A 17,969-nucleotide genomic window follows, 5' to 3' on the forward strand; every position below is an offset into this window, starting at 1 on the left:
GCATAAAAGGACACCACAGCTAGTTTCATGTCCCCTGACCCCATTTCCATCCCCCATGGCTGAGCCATTGCGATGGACAACAGCCTTTTTGGCGACGGCAGCGAGCCTGTGCATGGTTGGCCAGTGGTCACACCCGGTTGCTGAGGTTGGGGATCAAGCGCGTGTTCTGGTGGGGGACAGGCTCGAGCCCACTGACTTCACACCCGAAGAACTGAAGCTGCTGCAACGGCGCTTCGGGGTGCACGGCCCCCAGACGCAGCTGGCCCAGCTCTTCACCAGCGGGATGGATCAGCTCCGTCCATTGCGCGCATCCACCCTGGATCGTCTTCGCGAGCTGAAGCCGGTGATCCTGCGCCAAGCAGCGGCGCATCAGGTGAATCCAATGCTGATCACCGCCGTTCTTTTCGACGAAATTCAGCACTCCAAGCCGGGAGAGAGCCTCCCCTTCATCGCCCATTCCGGTCTGGTGAAGACCCATGGACCGGCCCAGATCAGCGTTTCGGAACTGATCCATCAGAACCGACTGCCGGCGAACCCAACACAGGAGGAGATCACCTGGGCCCGCAATCAATTGCTGGACCCCGAGATGAACATCACCCTGCTGGCGGCCAAGTTTCAACGGCTGAAGCTGGCCCTTGGTCTGCCGGAGAGCTTGATGCTTCAGGCGAGCCGTTCCTATTTGGATGCCAAGGCGATCGCCACCCTCACCTATCTCCACAACGGAAAATTGGATTACCCAGCACGGGTGTTGGGCTACATGCAGGACCCTGAACTGCACGCGTTAATTTACGGCGGTCGCCAACCAAATCCCGACATCACGGTTTAGGGATCCATGACGAGCACTTGGCTGCGTGAGCGGCCCAACCCAATCCCTCGTCTCCTCATCCCTCAGTTGAGGGAGTTCATCAGCTCTGCCTCTCCCCCATATGGGGGATGTGGACGCTCACCTATCTGATGAAACATCGATCCAGCACGGCAGATCGATGAAACAACTCCTTCACCTGCTGGCATTTGGCCTGCTTGTCCCATCAACCGCACTCGCTCAGGTGAACGCCGAAGTGGTAGCACAGTGCAGAGACGCCAGGGATTTCTATGGCTGCGTCAGGGCCTTCACCACTCCAGTACGGCGTTCCGATGACACTCCCCCTTTTGACGGCGTGATGGGGCAGGTGGCTGCAGGCCTGATCTCAGGCCCGAGCTATCGCAATACACCGACAACTTTCCCCGGGGGCATGAATCCGGCTGGTCTTCTTGAAGGGATCCTGCGGGGCGTCCTGCGCTGAACCGATTGAAGCGGCTGATGGCGGCGTGTTTGGTTTTGCGGCCGCTGACCCGCTTGCGCCAAAGCTTGAACGATGACGCTTTCATCTGTTGCCGCATCACTGCGATCACCTGCGGCTCGGAGAGTCCGAATTGAAACTCGATCGCCTCGAAGGGCGTTCGATCTTCCCAAGCCATTTCGATAATGCGATCAAGATCCTCGCTGGGGAGCGTTTTCACCGACGCAGTACACAGGAATGCGAACGCTAACGACGCATCAACTCACGCAGAGGTCACCGAGGGCCGCCAGCCGCGTCTGAAGTTTCGACCAGTCAAAACTGCGGGGATCATCCCGTTCTCCGCCCAGATCCACATGGCGATGGGTGGTGATCGCCGCTGGCGGCAGATTGAAGGAGCGGATCCAACCCGATAACACCAGGGCCAGCGCGTCGTATTGCTTGGAGGTGTAGCCAACGTGGGAACGGTTGGCATTCGCGCCTGATGGTGGTGTCTCCAAGCTCAGATGAAGAGCAAAGTTGTTGATGGAACCCTTGAGCTTCCTGTTGGTGATCGCCCACTCTCCCAGAAAGGCTGAAAAACCTGCGCCATAGGCCCGGCTCAAGGGATCCACCAGATCCAGAGCGCGTCCGTCCTGGCCCACCAGGGTGTGATAACTCACCTGATCCTCATCGCGGGGATGGGGCGTCATGAAGGTGTTCAGAGCGGAGCTCAAGGAGTAGACGGTTTCGTGCAGCACCACCACCCTCGGCGTGGCGTCGATTACACGACCGTAGGCGTCCTTGTTGTAGCGCTCGCCAAAATTGGTGGGATCGATCTTCACGAAGGTCCGCCAGGAAGCCGAACGGGCATCGAGCTTGTTCAAACGCGACCGCAACGCCCTGTCCACACCCGAACACTGCCGGGCCAGGGGCGATCGCCAGGAGCGCGACTTCGGCGGTAACGGCACTGAAGCGGAGGGGTTGTCCTCCCGTTGGCGACCACGCTCCATCCCCACAGAAGAGAGCTTCCCTGGCTCCATCAACGACCAGCTGGTCAGCCCCAGAGCCAACGTCCCCGCTGCAGCAACGCCGATGGAGAGCGGACGGTGCTGTTCAACGCGGTTCCATACACCGGTGCAGAAACGGCTTAGACGATCTCGAACCATCGATCCCGCAACTGCCGTTGTTCCGTTGTGCACCCAGGATCCCAATCCAACGTCCAATGGTCCACACCCGCATCAGGGAAGAGCTGGGTCTCCTTGAGCAGGCTGCGTCGTGAATAGGTGACGCGCACACACTCATGCTTCTCAAGCAGAACTGCGAGGTCACTGCTGCGACGCACCCGGTAGCCATTGATCGCCAACAGCTCATCACCCACCACAAGCCCTGCCTGTTGTCCGGGACTGTCGCGCCGCACCCGCTGAATCAAAGCGGCGCCCTCAGCATCCTTGAGGGTGAGTCCATGATCGGGATGCTTGAGCGGCACAGGGTCCATGCGCAGCCCCAGAGCCTTTACGCAATCAAGCAGGGGAACGGCCTCGGGCTGGTCCAACCATTGATCCAGATCCGAGGCAAGATCGCGATCCCATCGAGCCACCGCCGCCTTGATGTGATCACGGCTGTAGCCACGGGCCTGACGGCCGGGGCCTTGCCACAACTCGCGCAGGATCGCGGCCATGGAGTGGCCGCGCTGCCGCAGGCGCACGTCGAGGCAGAAGGCCACCGCTGCACCGAGGCGGTAGTAGCTGATCTGGCTGTCCCGCGAGGCTGGCGTGGCTTTGTAGAGCTTGATCCACGCCTCACGGGCACTGGCCGCCAACGACTGGATCGAGCAACCGGGTGACATCAGCACGCTGGACAGCTCCTCACCCAGATCCTTGAGCAGAGTCGGTCGATCCGAACAGCCCGCCAACAGGGGCAGGCTGAGGTCGAAGTAGCTGGTGATTCCCTCGGCAAACCAGAGGCCTTCGGTGATCACCGCCTGCCCGTAGTCGTAGGGGCGAAGCTCAACGGGCCGCAGCCGCCGCACATTCCACTGGTGCAGGTATTCATGGCCGATCAGCTGCAACAGCTGCCGGTACCCCTTGGGCTTGGCCAGAGCCGACCAGCTGAACTGCAGTACAGCACTGTGGTCGTGTTCGAGGCCGCCGTAACCCTGATCAAGCAGTTGCAGCACAAGCTGGTAGCGGTCCCCCGACGGGGGAGGGGTTCCCAGCAAGCGACAGGTGGCACTGCACACCTTTTCGATGTCGCTGATGAAGTTCGGCGGCCAACCCATCGGTGGCGTTCCGATCAGCAACAGCTCATGGGTCTTGCCCTCCACCATGAAGGGTTCTGCCTGAAAAGGCCCCGCATGCAGCGGGCTGTCCACGAGGGCATCGAAATCGGCAGCGACCCAGCCCTCAGCGCTGGGCTCCAGCGGCAGATGCACACTCCAGTGCTCCGGAACCGTGACGGCAACGTGGTGTGGTGACCAGCGGCACCCGTCGATGTCCATCGCCACAGCAGCGAGGCAGAGCGACGCGAAATCAGGATCCAGCAACCCGGTGCGGACAGTGAGATCCCGGGCTTCCAGCTGATAGTTGAGCGTGAGCGGGCTCAGATCCGGCAGATCACAGAGCCACTGGTGCGGCGCGATGCGACGCACCGGCAGCTCCTCGTCATTGGCCAGCAGCTGCAGGCTGTGCAAGTGCTGGGCGTGATCACGAACCGTGTACGACCCCGGTGTCCACACCGGCAGTTGGAAGGTCTGGCGTTGGGTCTGCGGTGTCCACTGGATGGAGACCGCGATGGTCTGTGTTTCGGGATGGCTCAGATCGAGCCGGATCTGAACCGGTTCGAACACGTCAGTTGGTCTGCAGGATCAGCTCAGCGGAACCCAAACCACAAAGGCGCACTTCGTCCATGGCGTGGAGCAGGGCGTAGCGGCGCGTCACCCGTTGCAAGCGCTGTTCAAGCCCGGGCTGGCGGCTGATCCGTTGGATGTCGCCATGCATCACGATTGTTCCGTCCTCCCGCTGGGTCCAGCCCAGGGGCATGGCTGAGCCCTGAAACGCGAGCACATCCACGGCATGGGAGTCGTCCGCGAATCCCTGCAATTTTGTCGATCGCTCCACCATGAAGCCCTCATCACAAAGGGCCTGAACCAGACGCTCGAGGTCGGTGAAGACAGTCGGCAGGATGGAGAGATGGGACATGGACCGAACCCCGCTTTGACAGACCCTAGCCACAACAATCGAGCTGACCAGGCCCCGCTGCAGCTGGGGGTGATGGCATCCGGAAGCGGCAGCAACTTCGAGGCCCTGGCCCAGGCCATTCAGACGGGGAATCTCAACGCGCGGATCCAGCGGCTGGTGGTGAACAATCCGGGCTGTGGTGCCCAGCAGCGGGCGGAGCGTCTCGGCATTCCGGTGTCGGTGCTTGACCATCGCCTGATCAAGAACCGGCGCGAGCTGGACGGCGAACTGGTGCGCCTGTTCCGCGCCGACCAGGTGGAACTGGTGGTGATGGCGGGGTGGATGCGGATCGTTACCGAGGTGCTGGTCAGCGGCTATTCCGATCGCCTGATCAACATCCACCCCTCACTGCTGCCCAGCTTCCGTGGCCTGGATGCCATCGGGCAGGCCCTGGAGGCCGGGGTGAAGGTCACCGGCTGCACGGTGCACATCGTCACCGAGGAGCTGGATGCCGGTCCGATCCTGGCCCAGGCCGCTGTTCCTGTTCTCGATGGGGATGACCACGCCAGGCTCGCCAAACGGATTCAGGAGCAGGAACACCTGCTCCTGCCCAGGGCACTGGCTGAGCTCAAGCCAACCTGGCGTCAGGGATAGAAGGACTGCAAGGGCAGCCCCGTCTCCGGAGCAAGGCCCGCCATCAGGTTGAGGCACTGCACGCCCTGCCCGGCCTGACCCTTGATCAGGTTGTCGATGGCACTCATCAACACCAGCTGGCCGGTGCGGGTGTCCACCTGAACCGACAGCAGGGCACGGTTGGTGTGGCGCGCCCACTTGGTGGCGGGATAGGTGCCCACCGGCAGAACCTGAACGCAGGGGTGGTGGCGATAGATCGCCTCCAGAACCGTGGTGCAATCCTCGGCGGTGAGACCGGGGTCGCGCAGGCGGGCATACACCGTGGACAGCAGACCACGCACCATCGGCACCAGATGCGGCGTGAACTGAAGCCGCACCTCCTGGCCAGCCACCTCCATCGCCATCTGCTCGATCTCAGACGTGTGGCGATGGCCGATCACGCCGTAGGGCGCGATGGATTCCGAGGCCTCCGCCAGCAGCATGGCCTCCTTCGGCACGCGCCCTCCGCCGGAGGTGCCCGTCTTGGCATCAATGATGATGCCGCTGGTCTCGATCAGGCCCTGCTTGAGGAACGGCAGCAGGGGCAGCAGGCTGGCGGTGGGGAAGCAACCCGGAGCAGCAACAAGCTTCGCGTCAGCGATGGCAGGGCCGTTCCATTCCGGCAGGCCGTAGACGGCCCTGCTGCAGAGTTCAGCATCCTGACGGTTGAGGGAGCCGGCCTCCTTGGCATACACCTGCAACCACTGCTCCAGGGAGCGGTAGCGGAAGTCGGCGGAGAGGTCCACCACCCGCACACCCCGCTCCAGCAGTTGCGGTGCCAACTGACAGGCAAGGCCGTTGGGGAGGCTCAGAACAGCAAAATCGGAACAGGCCGCAATCCGATCCGGATCCGCTGATTCCACCGATGGGTCATCCGGCAGGGGCAGGAAGGAGCAGACGGAGCTCCAGCGTTGGCCAGCACTACGTTCACCGCCAAGAAAACTCACAGACAGGCCGGGGTGGCCCTGGAGCAGACGGATGGTCTGCAGGCCGCCGTAGCCGGAGGCGCCGATCACAGCAACCCGTCCGCCCTTCACCGTTGCCATCGCTTCAACCGCCGACGTTGTCCTGCCTGCCATTGAACCAACCAGCCAACGGTCGATCGTACAGAGATCAATAATGAAGTCATCTCCCGGCGACCAGGCTCCTGAACCCCAGTTCCCTTGACCCCGCGAACGAACCGATCGCGTTTGATGCCATCAGCGACGCCCTGGCGGCGATCCGCAATGGGGAATGCGTTGTCGTGGTGGACGACGAGCAACGGGAGAACGAAGGCGATCTGATCTGCGCGGCCCAGTTCGCCACCCCGGAAGCGATCAACTTCATGGCCACCGAGGCACGGGGCCTGATCTGTCTGGCCATGGAGGGGCAGAGGCTGGACGAACTGGATCTGCCGCTGATGGTGGACCGCAACACCGATGCCAACGAAACGGCCTTCACCGTGAGCATCGATGCCGGCATCGAACATGGGGTGACCACCGGCATCTCCGCCGAAGACCGCGCCGCCACGATTCAGGTGGCCCTCAACCCAGCCACACGGCCAGCGGAACTGCGCCGCCCTGGGCACATCTTTCCCCTGCGCGCCCGTCCCGGCGGCGTGCTCAAACGGGCCGGTCACACCGAAGCCGCCGTGGATCTGGCTCAGCTGTCGGGCCTAAGCCCCTCCGGAGTGATCTGTGAAATCCAGAACAGCGATGGCTCGATGGCCCGCTTGCCCGAGCTGCGCAGCTACGCCGATCGCTGGGGGCTGAAGCTAATCAGCATTGCTGACCTGATCCGCTACCGGCTGGAGAACGAGCGCTTCGTTCGCCGCATGGCCCAGGCCCAGATGCCCAGCCGCTTCGGCAGCTTTCAGGCGGTGGGCTACCGCAACGAACTGGATGGCTCAGAACACGTGGCCCTGATCAAGGGTGAGCCCAATGCCCTGAGCGAACCCGTGCTGGTGCGCATGCATTCCGAATGCCTCACCGGCGATGCCTTCGGCTCACTGCGCTGCGACTGCCGTCCCCAGCTGGAGGCGGCCCTGCGTCAGATCGAAGCGGAGGGCGAGGGTGTGGTCGTTTATCTGCGCCAGGAAGGGCGGGGCATCGGCCTGATCAATAAATTGAAGGCCTACAGCCTCCAGGAAGCCGGGCTCGACACCGTTGAAGCCAACGAGCGGCTTGGCTTCCCGGCGGATCTGCGCAACTACGGCGTTGGCGCACAGATCCTCTCCGACCTCGGCATCCATCGGCTGCGGTTGCTTACCAACAACCCCCGCAAGATTGCCGGCCTTGGCGGCTATGGCCTGCAGGTGGAGGAGCGGGTACCTCTGGTGATGGACCCCGGTGCCCACAACGCCGACTACCTGGCGGCCAAGCGGGAGAAGCTCGGGCATCTTTTCGAATCTGAGAGTCCCTGCGTGGTGCTGGCTCTGGCGGTGAACGTGGGCCCCGAAAGCTGGCCCACCATTCGAAAGGAAGTGGAAGCCATCGCCCAGCGCCATGGCTTCAGCCTTGAGGCCCTGCATGAACCCCGCTTGTTAGCGCTGTGGGATCGACCGCAATTCGTCTGGAAACTGATTCCCGACGGCGCCGATGCAGCCCCCCTGCTCAAGAGCCTGGCGGCCCTGGCGGCCACCGAGCGGGTGGGTCTGATGCGCGTTCCCACGGAGCGGATGGCATTGCACCCGCCCCAGACCCTGGAACGGGTGGAACATCAACTCAATGAGTTGATCAACCTGGGCAGTGACGAACTGCTCGAAAACGGCCCGTCACTGCTGCATTGGACCCGGAACTGATCAGCCTTCCTGGATCGTCACTTTGTTGATCTTGGAGCCGTTGGCCAGCTTCAGCACCACATCCATGTTGCCGGTGTGGCCGAACACGGTGTGCACCCCATCGAGGTGAGGCTGGGCCTCATGGCAGATGTAGAACTGCGAGCCGCCGGTGTTGCGACCAGCATGGGCCATAGCCAGGGTGCCGGCCTGGTGCTTCTGCTGGTTGATCTCGCAATCGATCTGGTAGCCGGGGCCGCCGGTACCGGCCATGCCGCGGGCGCCTTCACGGCTGTTGGGGCATCCCCCCTGGGCCATGAAGCCGGGGATGACGCGGTGAAAGGCCAGACCGTCGTAGAAGCCATCCTTGGCCAGCTTCACGAAGTTGGCGACGGTGTTAGGGGCATCGGCTTCGAACAGCTCGAGCTCGATCAGGCCTGCTTCAGTGTCCATCAAGGCCTTGGTCATGGTGGCGCGAGCAAAATTGGAGTGTAAAGAGACGCCGACCATGCCCGACCTCTCCCAAGCCCGCGTCGGTGTGATCGGCGGCAGCGGCCTCTATTCGATCCCTGGCTTGCGGCAGGTGGAGGAACGCACGGTCGACACACCCTTCGGGGCACCATCCGATCAACTGCGCCTTGGAGAGCTCGAGGGCGTCGAAACCGTCTTCCTGGCCCGCCACGGCCGCCATCACCATCTGCTTCCCAGTGAAGTGCCCTACCGGGCCAACATCTGGGCGATGCGTTCCCTGGGGGTGCGCTGGCTGATCTCGCTCTCGGCGGTGGGGTCGCTGCAGGAGCATCTGCAGCCGCGCGACATGGTCGTGCCCGATCAGTTCATCGACCGCACCCGTGACCGGCCCGCCAGTTTCTTCGGCAACGGCTGCGTGGCCCACGTCAGCCTTGCGGACCCCTTCTGCCCCAATTTGAGTGCCCTGTTGGCCGATGCCGCCGAACAGGGGTTGCCGGAGGGTCGACGGCTGCACCGCGGTGGCACCTATCTCTGCATGGAGGGTCCCGCCTTCTCCACCCGGGCCGAAAGCAAGCTCTACCGCTCCTGGGATTGTTCGGTGATCGGGATGACCAATCACACCGAAGCCCGTCTGGCCCGGGAAGCCGAACTGGCCTATGCCTCCCTGAGCATGGTCACCGACTTCGACTGCTGGCATGAGGATCACGACGCTGTCTCGGTGGAGATGGTGATCGGCAACCTTCAGGCCAATGCCTCAGCCACCGAACCGATCCTGAGTGGATTGATGCAGCGGCTCAAACAGGAGCCTCCCGCCTCGCCGGCCCACACAGCCCTCGCCAACGCCCTGATCACCCCCAAAGATCAAGTCCCGGAACAGACCCGGTCCAACCTTGATCTGTTCACCGCCCCCTACTGGGGACCGTTCGATCAGGCTTCCGCCAGCTGAGCGCCGCAGGCGGCCAAGGCAGGCCGCAGCTGTTGGTTGTGCTGCTGCAGAAGAGCCTTGGCCTGGTCCACCGACAAGGCTGCAGCGGCCATCAACAGGGCGAGTTTCACCGATCCGCCGGCCTCCTCCAGCAGCGTCAGCCCCCGCTCCCGCTCCACACCGGCAAGATCCCGCAGGATCCGCAGGGACCGGTCCACCAGCTTGCTGTTGCTGGCGGCCACATCCACCATGCGGTTGCCATAGACCTTGCCCAGCTTCACCATCACGGCGGTGGAGAGGGTGTTCAAGGCCAGTTTTGTAGCGGTTCCAGCCTTCATTCGGGTGGATCCCGTCAGCAGCTCAGGGCCCGTGAGCAGGCGGATATCGATCTCGCAGGGCAGGGGCGACTGCTCCGTTGGAACGCAGGCCATGGCGATGGCGAGGGCTCCGATGCTTTTGGCGAACGCCAGCCCACCGCGCACGTAGGGGGTGGTGCCGCCTGCGGCGATGCCCACCAGGCAATCCTTGGCGCAGAAGCCCCGCTCCTCGAGATCGGCACGTCCGGCAACCTCAATGTCCTCAAGCCCTTCCGAGCTGCGCAGCAACGCGGCGGAGCCACCGGCAAGAACCCCTTGCACCTGCTGAGGATCACTGCAGAAGGTGGGCGGACATTCAGCGGCATCCAACACCCCCAGCCGTCCGGAGGTGCCAGCACCCAGATAGAAGAGCCGGCCTCCGGCACGGAGGCGCTCAGCAACGGCATCGATCGCCTGTGCCAGGGCCGGGGCGACTGCGGCGACGGCTTCCTGGGGGCGACGATCCTCGTCGGCAAACAACTCCACCAGCGCCAGGGTGTCGAGCTGATCCAGGCGTGAACTGCGCCGGTTGCTCTGCTCGGTGAGCAGGTGGCCGCGGTCGCTGGAGGGCTGCAAATCAGGGTCGAACACGGCCATGGCTCAGAGCAGACCCTCCAGGCGCCGACGCAGCTCATCCAGTTCAGGATTCGATTCCGGTTCGGTCTCCAATCCCTGGCGCGCGGGCTCAACGCCCTGCTGCTCTGCCACACCGTCATTCGAAACCGGGTCGTTCGAAAGCGCGTCGTCCTTCCAGTTGCTCACATCGCGGTTGCTCTGGGGCGGCGCCATGAACAGACGCTCCTCGTCATTGCTGGGCACAAAGCCCGACTCGATCAGCCGAGCCTCGTAGCCGGCCTCACGGCAGAACAGATCCACATCTTCCCGATCGAGGGCCTCCACCGTCGGAACCGGAAAGTCCTGGGCCTCCAGAAGACCGGCATAACGCTCGGCATCGTCGGGGTTCTCAAACAGCAGAACCACGGTTCGTCCGGCGATTTCAAGCGAGTGGATGCCTTCGCTATCCGTACCGGCATCAAAGAGCAGGACGTGGACGCGCATCGGGAAAACCGTCAGATCAACCGGACCGGAGTCTCACCCATCGTCAACCACCCTGCTCGGATTCGCTCGCCAGTTCCTGAAGACGTCGGTAGAGGGCCCGTTCCGCATCACCCAGATCCGACGGAATCACCACAACGATCTCCACCAACTGGTCACCCCGCTCGTCATCCAGCTGCAGCCCGCGCCCCCGCAGCCGCAGCAAACGTCCACTGGATGAGCCTGGAGGAACCTGCAGCGTCACAGGACCATCCAGGGTCGGCACATCCACAGCGCAACCGAGGGCTGCATCCGGTGGGAACAGCATCAGCTTGTAGAGCACCCGCAGACCATCAATCCGCAGCCCGTCGTCGGTCACGACCCGGAGCTGAAGGAAATGATCACGGCCGCCGGGGGCAACGCCCTCAAGCCGCAGACGCCAGCCATCCCCAGCAAAGGGGGGCGTGTTCAGCTCGATCACCGTGCCGTCATCGAGCGTCAGTTCCACAACGGTTCCCTGGAGAGCCTGATCCGGAGTGAGATGAACCACCGACTCGAGATCTTCCACGGCACGCACCGGCGGCGGCGGCGGCGGTGCCGACACCGGAGGTTCATGGCCTCTGGTTTCCCGGCTGGCGTCATCACCACTGGCGTCATCACCGCGGAAGGGAGGATCGGGCTCGTCATCAACCTCAACGGAGGAACGTCCTGTTCCACCGCCGAAGATCACATCGAGGTAATCCTCAAAATCAGGGAAGCCCTGGGCAAAGGGATCGGCAACATCCGCACGGGAACCACCCCCTCTCTGCCAGGCCTCCCGCCGGCGGGGATCGCTGAGCACCGCATAGGCCTCATTCACCAGCTTGAAGCGCTCTTCAGCAACGGGATCGTTGCTGTTGAGATCAGGGTGCCAGCGGCGCGCCTCCCGGCGAAAGGCCCGTTTCAGTTGCTGATCCGTGCAGTCGGAATCAACCCCCAGCAGAGACCAGTAATCAGGCTCAGCGGTAGATGTCATCGTCCCAAGGTGCAGGTTCACGCCGGCTTAAACCACGGCCACGGTCACCCGGACGGCTGGGGGGACCCCAGGGGTCGTCGTCCCAGTCATCGGCAAACAGCTCATCCTTGAGGGAGCCCAGGGTGTTGCGGATTCCCTGAAGCGGGCTGCCATCGGCCTGACGTTCCGCCGACAGCCGGCGGTTCAGCCCGAACAACGCCTCCTCGAGACCACTCACGCAGAGATCAAGCTCCTGGAGGTCGTCATTGGCGAGGCAGTCCTGCACGTCCCGCATGGCCATTTCAACGGCGCGTTGCTGCCGTTCAGCGCCATAAGGCCCCAGCTCGAGTGAGGCATCCCGCAGCCGCCGTTCCGCCTGGGCAAGCAAGGTCTGAGCCCGGTTGCGGCGCTCGATCTGGTTGCGTTTGCGCCTGTCCTCATCAGCCCTCGCCTCCGCTTCCGCCAGCAGAGCGGTCACATCCTCCTCATTGAGGTTCGAGCCGCCCTGAATCGACACCGACTGCTTGCGGCCGGTGGTGCGATCGGTGGCACTGACCTGCAGCAGGCCATTGGCATCGATGTCGAAGGCTACCTGCACCTGCGGCACCCCCCGCGGAGCCGGTGGAATCCCGGAGAGCCGGAAACGTCCGAGGGATTTGTTATCCGTCGCCATCTGGCGCTCCCCTTGCCAGACATGGATTTCCACGGACGACTGATTGGCTTCCGAGGTGCTGAACACATCGGACTGACGCACGGGGATCGGTGTGTTGCGGGGAATCAGCACCTTCATCAATCCGCCGATGGTCTCCAGTCCCAGTGACAGGGGGGTGACGTCGTTGAGCAGAAGATCCCTGAGTTCACCGGTGAGGATTCCGGCCTGTACAGCAGCACCGATGGACACCACCTCATCGGGATTCACCGATTGGCAGGGATCGATCGGCACGAGGGTGCGCACCAATTGCTGAACCATCGGCATCCGCGTGGAACCACCCACCAAAACGACGTCATCGATTTCGTCAGCCGACCAGCCTGAGTCGCGCAGCGCTGCCTGGACAGGACTCAGCAGACGATCCAGCAGATCGGGGCAGAGCCCTTCGAAGGTGGCCCGGTCCAGGCGGGTTTCGATGTGCAGCGGACCATCGCTGCCCGTGGCAATGAAGGGAAGCGAAATCGGGGTGCTCAGCACGCCAGAGAGTTCCTGCTTCGCCTTCTCAGCCGCTTCCGTCAACCGCTGTAGGGCCTGGCGATCGCGGCGCAGATCAACCTTGTGCTCCTCTTCAAAGGCATCGGCAAGCCAGTTGACGATGCGTTGATCGAAATCGTTGCCGCCGAGTTGCGTGTCGCCGTTCGTGGCCTTGACGTCAAAAACGCCGTTGGCGATGCGCAGCAGCGACACGTCAAAGGTGCCGCCACCAAGGTCGAAGACCAGGACCCGTTTGACGGCGCTGCGGTCAAAGCCATAGGCCAGAGCAGCTGCAGTGGGCTCATTGAGGATGCGCTCCACCGAGATGCCCGCCAGCCGTCCGGCGTCGCGGGTGGCCTGGCGCTGTGCGTCGTTGAAGTAAGCGGGGACGGTCACCACCGCCGCTTCCACCGGTTCACCCAGATAGGTGGATGCGTCATCGACAAGCTTGCGAATGATGCTGGCCACCAGTTCTTCGGGCGCGTATTCCCGCTCGGTCACCGGACAGGGCACCCGAACCTGCCCCTGATCGTTGGCACGCACCGTGTAAGGAACCGACAGGCTGCTGTCCTCCAATTCGTCCCAGTCCCGGCCGACGAACCGCTTCAGGTTCGAGAAGGTGTTGCGGGGGCTGAGCACCAGCTGGCGCCTTGCCAGCTGACCGACCAACAGTTCCTGATCCTTGGTGTATCCGACAACGGATGGGGTGGTTCGGCCGCCCTCGGCATTGGCGATCACGTGGGGGCGACCTGCCTCCAGCACAGCGACAACCGAATTGGTGGTCCCCAGATCGATTCCGACGATCCGCCCCATATCCCTGAAAACTTGATCCCCACGCTAACGGCAGGTTCAAACCGGCTCCAGTCCCTCCCTTAAGCGGTTGTTAATGCCCCCAAACGGTTCGGGTCATACGTTGTAAGGGCGCGCCATTGGATGCATGTCCGACCCGGACAGTCGTTACTTGCTCCGAAGCCGTCCACCAGCGGAAAAGCTGGTGGACATCAGTTTCAGAAATCTCGCCATCGCCATGGCCTCCGTTGTGGCGATCGTTCTGTTCTCAATCCTTGTGGTGGTTTTCCAGGGGAGCCTGGTTTCCATGGCCCGCTACGGATGGCAATTTCTGGTCACCTCAGACTGGAATCCCGTGGACGATCAGTACGGGGCCGGAGCCGCGATCTACGGCACCTTGATCACATCACTGCTGGCGTTGATGATCGCGGTGCCCCTCGGTGTTGGCACAGCCATTTTCATCACCGAAAACATCATTCCCAAGGGGATCAGGGACGTGATCGGCCTGATGGTGGAACTGCTCGCGGCGATTCCATCGGTGGTGCTTGGCCTCTGGGCCATTTTTGTGATGGAACCGTTCATCAGGCCTGGGCTGGAACTTCTTTATCAGCTGTTCAATTGGTTCCCCCTGTTCAGCACCCCACCGATGGGTCCTGGCACCATTCCCGCAGTGTTGATCCTGGTGGTGATGATCCTGCCGATCATCACGGCGATCTCCCGTGATTGCCTGAATCAGGTTCCGCCGCAACTGCGCCAGGCGGCCTATGGGGTGGGCACAACCCGCTGGGGAGCGATCATCAATGTGATTCTCCCTGCAGCGATTTCCGGAATCATTGGTGGTGTGATGTTGGCCTTGGGCCGGGCCATGGGCGAAACCATGGCCGTGACCATGATCATCGGAAATTCCAACAACTTCAGCGTTTCGCTGCTGGCCCCTGGCAACACCATCGCAGCGATGCTGGCCAATCAATTTGGTGAGGCGGATGGCTCCCAGGTGTCATCACTGATGTACGCAGCGTTCGTGCTGATTGTTCTCACCCTGTGCGTGAATATTTTTGCCCAGTGGATCGTGAAGCGTTTGAGCCTGAAGTACTGACATGACACAGACGCTCACCCACAACAAAGCCGAGTCAGCTTCTGACCTCAGATACCAACCCTTTCAACGCAGAAACATCAGCAGCGGGGCGCTCTCGTTTCTGGCAGCCCTGTTTGCCGCGATTGCTGTTCTGCCCCTGATCCTTGTGCTGGGCTACGTGCTCGTGCAGGGGGGCAGCAAGATCAGCCTGGCCCTGCTGACGCAACTTCCACCACCGCCAGGCCTCGAAGACGGCGGCATCGCCAATGCGATCGTTGGAACGCTGGTGGTGACGGCCATCGCTGCACTGATCGCCGTTCCGGTGGGCGTCGGTGGCGGCATTTTTCTGGCTGAATACTCCCGTTCGGGATGGTTCGCCCAGTTCATCCGCTTCGGCACCAATGTGCTGGCCGGGGTGCCATCGATCATTGCCGGCGTTTTCATCTACGGCACGATCGTCACCAGTCGAATCCTGTTCGGAAACGCCTACAGCGCCGTGGCCGGCGGCATGGCACTGGCGGTGCTGATGCTTCCCACAGTGATCAAAACCACCGATGAAGGTCTGAAGCTGGTGCCCGACGATCTCCGGCGTGGCGCCCTCGGCGTGGGGGCATCCCGGTTCGTCACCGTTGTTCGCATCACCCTGCCTGCCGCATTAACCCCGATAGCCACAGGTGTTGTTCTTGGCATCGCCCGAGCAGCAGGGGAAACAGCTCCCTTGATCTTCACCGCTCTGTTCTCACCGTTCTGGTCGGATCTGCTTACGCCCGAAGGGATCTTCGCTCCAATCGCGACCCTCTCGGTGATGATCTACAACTTCGCGATCATGCCCTACGAATTTCACAACGAGCTGGCGTGGGCCGCATCGTTTGTGCTCGTGGTGATGATCCTGGCCCTGAACCTGTTCTCTCGCTGGCTGGCGCGATTTGCTGCCAAATAAACCTTTTTCTGCATAAAACAATGACGACTCTTCAACAGCCCCAAGCCACCGAGTCCCACAACGCAGACGTCGCCCTTTCCCTGCAGAACGTCACGATCAGCTACGGCAATTTCGAAGCCGTCAAAAACGTCTACTGCGAGATTCCCCGCGGCAAGGTGACAGCCTTCATTGGCCCATCCGGATGTGGAAAGTCCACGGTGCTTCGTTCATTGAATCGGATGAACGATCTGATCGAAGGCTGCTCACTGAAGGGAAGCATCCTGTTTGGAGGTGTAGACCTCTACGGGCCCAGGATTGATCCCGTGGAGGTGCGTCGCCGGATCGGAATGGTGTTCCAACAACCCAACCCATTCCCGAAAAGCATCTACGAAAACATCGCCTTCGGCGCTCGCATCAATGGCTACACCGGAGACATGGATGAGCTTGTTGAGCGTTCCCTCCGCCAGGCGGCGGTTTGGGATGAGTGCAAAGACAAGCTGAATGAAAGCGGGTATTCGCTCTCCGGCGGCCAGCAACAGCGCCTGTGCATCGCGCGCACGATCGCGATTCAGCCAGAGGTCATCCTCATGGATGAGCCTTGCTCAGCCCTTGATCCCATCTCAACGTTGAAGATCGAGGAGACGATGCATGAGCTCAAGAAGAGCTTCACCATCGTGATCGTCACCCACAACATGCAGCAGGCCGTTCGCGTCAGCGACATGACCGCCTTCTACAACGCAGAGGCCGTTGAAGGCGGAACCGGAAAGGTGGGTTACCTCGTGGAATTCAACGAGACCGACAAGATCTTCAACGCCCCCCAACAGCAGGCCACCCAGGACTACGTCTCCGGTCGTTTCGGCTGATCGCCGAGCCGGCCCCAGGCAAGGCCGTGATTGGGCCTTTAAGCACCGAAATGGGCAAAAAAAATCCGGTCCTGAAGGACCGGAGAAGCGGAGAGCGAGGGATTCGAACCCTCGATAGAGTTGCCCCTATACAGCATTTCCAGTGCTGCGCCTTCGACCACTCGGCCAGCTCTCCACCGGCTAAATGGGGCAGGTGAGAATGTAGCAGGGCACTGCCAGCAGACCTTCATGCGTCCCAGCCACAGGATCACGATTCACTGGCGCCAAGAAGGTCGCACCATCACCCACGACGTCCCTGAGGGGGACTACATCCTTCACAGCTTCGAAGAGCAGGGTGACCCACTTCCTTTCTCCTGCAGAAACGGATGCTGCACGGAGTGCGCCGTTCGCGTGCAGAGCGGCAACCTCGACCAGCGCGAAGCCATGGGTCTGTCGAGGGAGCTGAGGGACAAGGGCTACGGCCTGCTCTGCGTGGCCCGCGCCATCGGGCCCCTGGAGGCTGAAACCCAGGATGAGGATGAGGTGTACGAGCTCCAGTTCGGTCGCCACTTCGGCAAAGGGCGCGTCACTGCTCGCATCCCCCTCGAGGAGGAGTGAACATGCCGGAATCGATCTGCACCCGTGCCGCCCACAAAGCCGGTCTCACCCCAAGCGATCTGGAGCGTCTTGTCGGCGTGGCCAGCTCAGCGGCCGATGCCGGTGGCCAGGAACTGATGCGCCACTACGGGCGCCTGTCGTCCATCGAAAGCAAAGGCCGCATCGGCGACCTGGTCACCAATGCCGACCTTGCTGCCGAACGCATCGTCTTGGATCTGCTGGCGGAGCAAACCCCTGAGATTGCCGTACTGGCGGAGGAAAGCGGGGCAGCCGGTCAGCAGGACGGCCTGAGGTGGTGTATTGACCCCCTCGATGGGACCACAAACTTCGCCCACGGCTACCCCTTTTTTGCCACCTCGATCGGACTCACCCTGGGCCAGCAGCCCATCCTCGGGGCCATCGCTGTGCCCTTTCTGAAGGAGATGTACTGGGGGGCACCGGGGGTCGGAGCGTTCTGCAACGACAGACCACTGCAGGTGAGCAGTTGTGATCGGCTCGAAGACTCCCTACTGGTCACCGGGTTCGCCTACGACCGGCACACCCGACTCGACAACAACTACGCCGAGTTCTGCTGGTTCACCCATCGCACCCACGGCGTGCGCCGGGGCGGTGCTGCAGCGGTGGACCTGGCCTTCGTGGCCGCTGGCCGCCAGGACGGCTATTGGGAACGGGGCCTGTCTCCCTGGGATCTGGCCGCTGGCGTGGCGTTGGTGGATCTGGCCGGTGGAACCGTCACCGGCTATGGCAATCGACCCTTCGATCTCTCCAGTGGCCGGGTCGTTGCCGCTGGCGCCAGCCTGCATGCGGCGATCACCGAGGGGCTGTCTCAGGTGCAACCACTGCCTGGAGCCGCCTTCGGAGCGCCCGAGGTCACGGCCATGGGATCCTGAGGCGTGGCCG

Annotated in this window: 19 protein-coding genes, 1 tRNA gene and 1 pseudogene; 10 read left to right on the forward strand and 11 right to left on the reverse strand. The window is 62.4% G+C overall.

Annotated elements, in window-relative coordinates; genetic code table 11:
• Nucleotides 1–55 precede the first annotated feature (55 nt).
• Nucleotides 56–826, forward strand: coding sequence for a helicase DnaB (locus tag SynM161_RS06255; protein WP_186540322.1), 771 nt, complete (start codon nt 56–58; stop codon nt 824–826).
• A 157-nt stretch (nt 827–983) separates the two neighbouring features.
• Nucleotides 984–1,283, forward strand: coding sequence for a hypothetical protein (locus SynM161_RS06260; RefSeq protein ID WP_255441721.1), 300 nt, complete (start codon nt 984–986; stop codon nt 1,281–1,283).
• On the opposite strand, the pseudogene SynM161_RS06265 reads toward SynM161_RS06260, so the two are convergent.
• The 4 genes and pseudogenes from SynM161_RS06265 to SynM161_RS06280 form a co-directional block, all read right to left on the reverse strand.
• A pseudogene (locus SynM161_RS06265) lies at nt 1,276–1,500 on the reverse strand (TIGR03643 family protein); the annotation flags it as partial. The gene SynM161_RS06260 and the pseudogene SynM161_RS06265 sit on opposite strands and share 8 nt — an antisense overlap.
• 37 nt (nt 1,501–1,537) lie before the next feature.
• Nucleotides 1,538–2,425 carry an N-acetylmuramoyl-L-alanine amidase gene (locus SynM161_RS06270; RefSeq protein WP_186540324.1) on the reverse strand — a complete coding sequence of 296 codons (888 nt, stop codon included), beginning with the start codon at nt 2,423–2,425 and terminating at the stop codon, nt 1,538–1,540.
• On the reverse strand, nt 2,407–4,104 hold the full coding sequence (locus SynM161_RS06275) for a M61 family metallopeptidase (protein ID WP_186540326.1): 1,698 nt from the start codon (nt 4,102–4,104) through the stop codon (nt 2,407–2,409). The genes SynM161_RS06270 and SynM161_RS06275 overlap by 19 nt, the downstream gene beginning before the upstream one ends.
• A gap of 1 nt (nt 4,105) precedes the next feature.
• Nucleotides 4,106–4,456, reverse strand: a complete 351-nt coding sequence (locus SynM161_RS06280) for a DUF1257 domain-containing protein (protein WP_186540328.1) — start codon at nt 4,454–4,456, stop codon at nt 4,106–4,108.
• A gap of 72 nt (nt 4,457–4,528) precedes the next feature.
• On the opposite strand from SynM161_RS06280, the gene purN reads away from it, so the two are divergent.
• Complete coding sequence (gene purN / locus SynM161_RS06285) at nt 4,529–5,089, forward strand: phosphoribosylglycinamide formyltransferase (RefSeq protein WP_222930174.1); 561 nt, start codon at nt 4,529–4,531, stop codon at nt 5,087–5,089.
• On the opposite strand, the gene argC is transcribed toward purN, so the two are convergent.
• Nucleotides 5,080–6,153, reverse strand: a complete 1,074-nt coding sequence (gene argC / locus SynM161_RS06290) for an N-acetyl-gamma-glutamyl-phosphate reductase (protein WP_186542559.1) — start codon at nt 6,151–6,153, stop codon at nt 5,080–5,082. The genes purN and argC overlap by 10 nt on opposite strands.
• Nucleotides 6,154–6,290: 137 nt before the next feature.
• On the opposite strand from argC, the gene ribBA reads away from it, so the two are divergent.
• The gene (ribBA, locus tag SynM161_RS06295) at nt 6,291–7,886 is read left to right on the forward strand and encodes a bifunctional 3,4-dihydroxy-2-butanone-4-phosphate synthase/GTP cyclohydrolase II (protein ID WP_186542562.1); all 1,596 of its coding nucleotides are present in this window, start codon (nt 6,291–6,293) and stop codon (nt 7,884–7,886) included.
• On the opposite strand, the gene SynM161_RS06300 is transcribed toward ribBA, so the two are convergent.
• Nucleotides 7,887–8,330 (reverse strand): peptidylprolyl isomerase, encoded by a 444-nt coding sequence (locus SynM161_RS06300; protein WP_114989232.1) that lies wholly within the window; start codon nt 8,328–8,330, stop codon nt 7,887–7,889.
• Between SynM161_RS06300 and mtnP the strand changes: the two genes are divergently transcribed.
• Nucleotides 8,329–9,279, forward strand: a complete 951-nt coding sequence (gene mtnP / locus SynM161_RS06305; RefSeq protein ID WP_370593034.1) for an S-methyl-5'-thioadenosine phosphorylase — start codon at nt 8,329–8,331, stop codon at nt 9,277–9,279. The genes SynM161_RS06300 and mtnP overlap by 2 nt on opposite strands.
• Here mtnP and murQ read toward each other — a convergent pair.
• The 4 genes from murQ to dnaK are packed head-to-tail and all read right to left on the reverse strand — an operon-like array spanning nt 9,261 to nt 13,639.
• The gene (gene murQ / locus SynM161_RS06310) at nt 9,261–10,211 is read right to left on the reverse strand and encodes an N-acetylmuramic acid 6-phosphate etherase (protein ID WP_186540334.1); all 951 of its coding nucleotides are present in this window, start codon (nt 10,209–10,211) and stop codon (nt 9,261–9,263) included. The two genes, mtnP and murQ, sit on opposite strands and share 19 nt — an antisense overlap.
• A gap of 3 nt (nt 10,212–10,214) precedes the next feature.
• Nucleotides 10,215–10,673, reverse strand: coding sequence for a DUF3110 domain-containing protein (locus SynM161_RS06315; RefSeq protein ID WP_186540336.1), 459 nt, complete (start codon nt 10,671–10,673; stop codon nt 10,215–10,217).
• Between the two features lie 43 nt (nt 10,674–10,716).
• Complete coding sequence (locus tag SynM161_RS06320; protein WP_186540338.1) at nt 10,717–11,664, reverse strand: DnaJ domain-containing protein; 948 nt, start codon at nt 11,662–11,664, stop codon at nt 10,717–10,719.
• Entirely contained in the window at nt 11,648–13,639 is a 1,992-nt protein-coding gene (dnaK, locus tag SynM161_RS06325; RefSeq protein ID WP_186540340.1) for a molecular chaperone DnaK, read from the reverse strand. Before dnaK ends, SynM161_RS06320 begins: the two co-directional genes overlap by 17 nt.
• A 124-nt stretch (nt 13,640–13,763) precedes the next feature.
• On the opposite strand from dnaK, the gene pstC reads away from it, so the two are divergent.
• Genes pstC through pstB form a run of 3 tightly spaced genes read left to right on the forward strand, consistent with a single transcriptional unit; the run spans nt 13,764 to nt 16,472 of the window.
• On the forward strand, nt 13,764–14,711 hold the full coding sequence (gene pstC, locus SynM161_RS06330; RefSeq protein ID WP_186540342.1) for a phosphate ABC transporter permease subunit PstC: 948 nt from the start codon (nt 13,764–13,766) through the stop codon (nt 14,709–14,711).
• Nucleotide 14,712: 1 nt separating this feature from the next.
• Nucleotides 14,713–15,630 carry a phosphate ABC transporter permease PstA gene (gene pstA, locus SynM161_RS06335; protein ID WP_186540344.1) on the forward strand — a complete coding sequence of 306 codons (918 nt, stop codon included), beginning with the start codon at nt 14,713–14,715 and terminating at the stop codon, nt 15,628–15,630.
• A gap of 20 nt (nt 15,631–15,650) precedes the next feature.
• Nucleotides 15,651–16,472, forward strand: a complete 822-nt coding sequence (pstB, locus tag SynM161_RS06340; protein WP_114989240.1) for a phosphate ABC transporter ATP-binding protein PstB — start codon at nt 15,651–15,653, stop codon at nt 16,470–16,472.
• An 88-nt stretch (nt 16,473–16,560) separates the two neighbouring features.
• Here the strand turns inward: pstB and SynM161_RS06345 are convergent.
• Nucleotides 16,561–16,647, reverse strand: a tRNA-Ser gene (locus SynM161_RS06345).
• 53 nt (nt 16,648–16,700) lie between these two features.
• Between SynM161_RS06345 and SynM161_RS06350 the strand changes: the two genes are divergently transcribed.
• Nucleotides 16,701–17,069, forward strand: coding sequence for a 2Fe-2S iron-sulfur cluster-binding protein (locus SynM161_RS06350; RefSeq protein ID WP_114989241.1), 369 nt, complete (start codon nt 16,701–16,703; stop codon nt 17,067–17,069).
• 2 nt (nt 17,070–17,071) lie between these two features.
• Nucleotides 17,072–17,959, forward strand: coding sequence for an inositol monophosphatase family protein (locus tag SynM161_RS06355; protein WP_186540346.1), 888 nt, complete (start codon nt 17,072–17,074; stop codon nt 17,957–17,959).
• The last annotated feature ends 10 nt before the right edge of the window (nt 17,960–17,969 follow it).

Source organism: Synechococcus sp. M16.1 (assembly GCF_014279895.1).
Lineage (GTDB): Bacteria > Cyanobacteriota > Cyanobacteriia > PCC-6307 > Cyanobiaceae > Parasynechococcus.

Bases quoted from the DNA above. Each gene is read 5' to 3' on its own strand.
- SynM161_RS06270 (WP_186540324.1), bottom strand. From the start codon at position 2,425: ATGGTTCGAGATCGTCTAAGCCGTTTCTGCACCGGTGTATGGAACCGC.
- argC (WP_186542559.1), bottom strand. From the start codon at position 6,153: ATGGCAACGGTGAAGGGCGGACGGGTTGCTGTGATCGGCGCCTCCGGC.
- dnaK (WP_186540340.1), bottom strand. From the start codon at position 13,639: ATGGGGCGGATCGTCGGAATCGATCTGGGGACCACCAATTCGGTTGTC.
- SynM161_RS06350 (WP_114989241.1), top strand. From the start codon at position 16,701: ATGCGTCCCAGCCACAGGATCACGATTCACTGGCGCCAAGAAGGTCGC.
- SynM161_RS06260 (WP_255441721.1), top strand. From the start codon at position 984: ATGAAACAACTCCTTCACCTGCTGGCATTTGGCCTGCTTGTCCCATCA.
- SynM161_RS06280 (WP_186540328.1), bottom strand. From the start codon at position 4,456: ATGTCCCATCTCTCCATCCTGCCGACTGTCTTCACCGACCTCGAGCGT.
- SynM161_RS06355 (WP_186540346.1), top strand. From the start codon at position 17,072: ATGCCGGAATCGATCTGCACCCGTGCCGCCCACAAAGCCGGTCTCACC.
- purN (WP_222930174.1), top strand. From the start codon at position 4,529: ATGGCATCCGGAAGCGGCAGCAACTTCGAGGCCCTGGCCCAGGCCATT.
- SynM161_RS06315 (WP_186540336.1), bottom strand. From the start codon at position 10,673: ATGCGCGTCCACGTCCTGCTCTTTGATGCCGGTACGGATAGCGAAGGC.
- mtnP (WP_370593034.1), top strand. From the start codon at position 8,329: ATGGTGGCGCGAGCAAAATTGGAGTGTAAAGAGACGCCGACCATGCCC.
- pstC (WP_186540342.1), top strand. From the start codon at position 13,764: ATGTCCGACCCGGACAGTCGTTACTTGCTCCGAAGCCGTCCACCAGCG.
- murQ (WP_186540334.1), bottom strand. From the start codon at position 10,211: ATGGCCGTGTTCGACCCTGATTTGCAGCCCTCCAGCGACCGCGGCCAC.
- SynM161_RS06320 (WP_186540338.1), bottom strand. From the start codon at position 11,664: ATGACATCTACCGCTGAGCCTGATTACTGGTCTCTGCTGGGGGTTGAT.
- SynM161_RS06300 (WP_114989232.1), bottom strand. From the start codon at position 8,330: ATGACCAAGGCCTTGATGGACACTGAAGCAGGCCTGATCGAGCTCGAG.
- pstB (WP_114989240.1), top strand. From the start codon at position 15,651: ATGACGACTCTTCAACAGCCCCAAGCCACCGAGTCCCACAACGCAGAC.
- pstA (WP_186540344.1), top strand. From the start codon at position 14,713: ATGACACAGACGCTCACCCACAACAAAGCCGAGTCAGCTTCTGACCTC.
- SynM161_RS06255 (WP_186540322.1), top strand. From the start codon at position 56: ATGGCTGAGCCATTGCGATGGACAACAGCCTTTTTGGCGACGGCAGCG.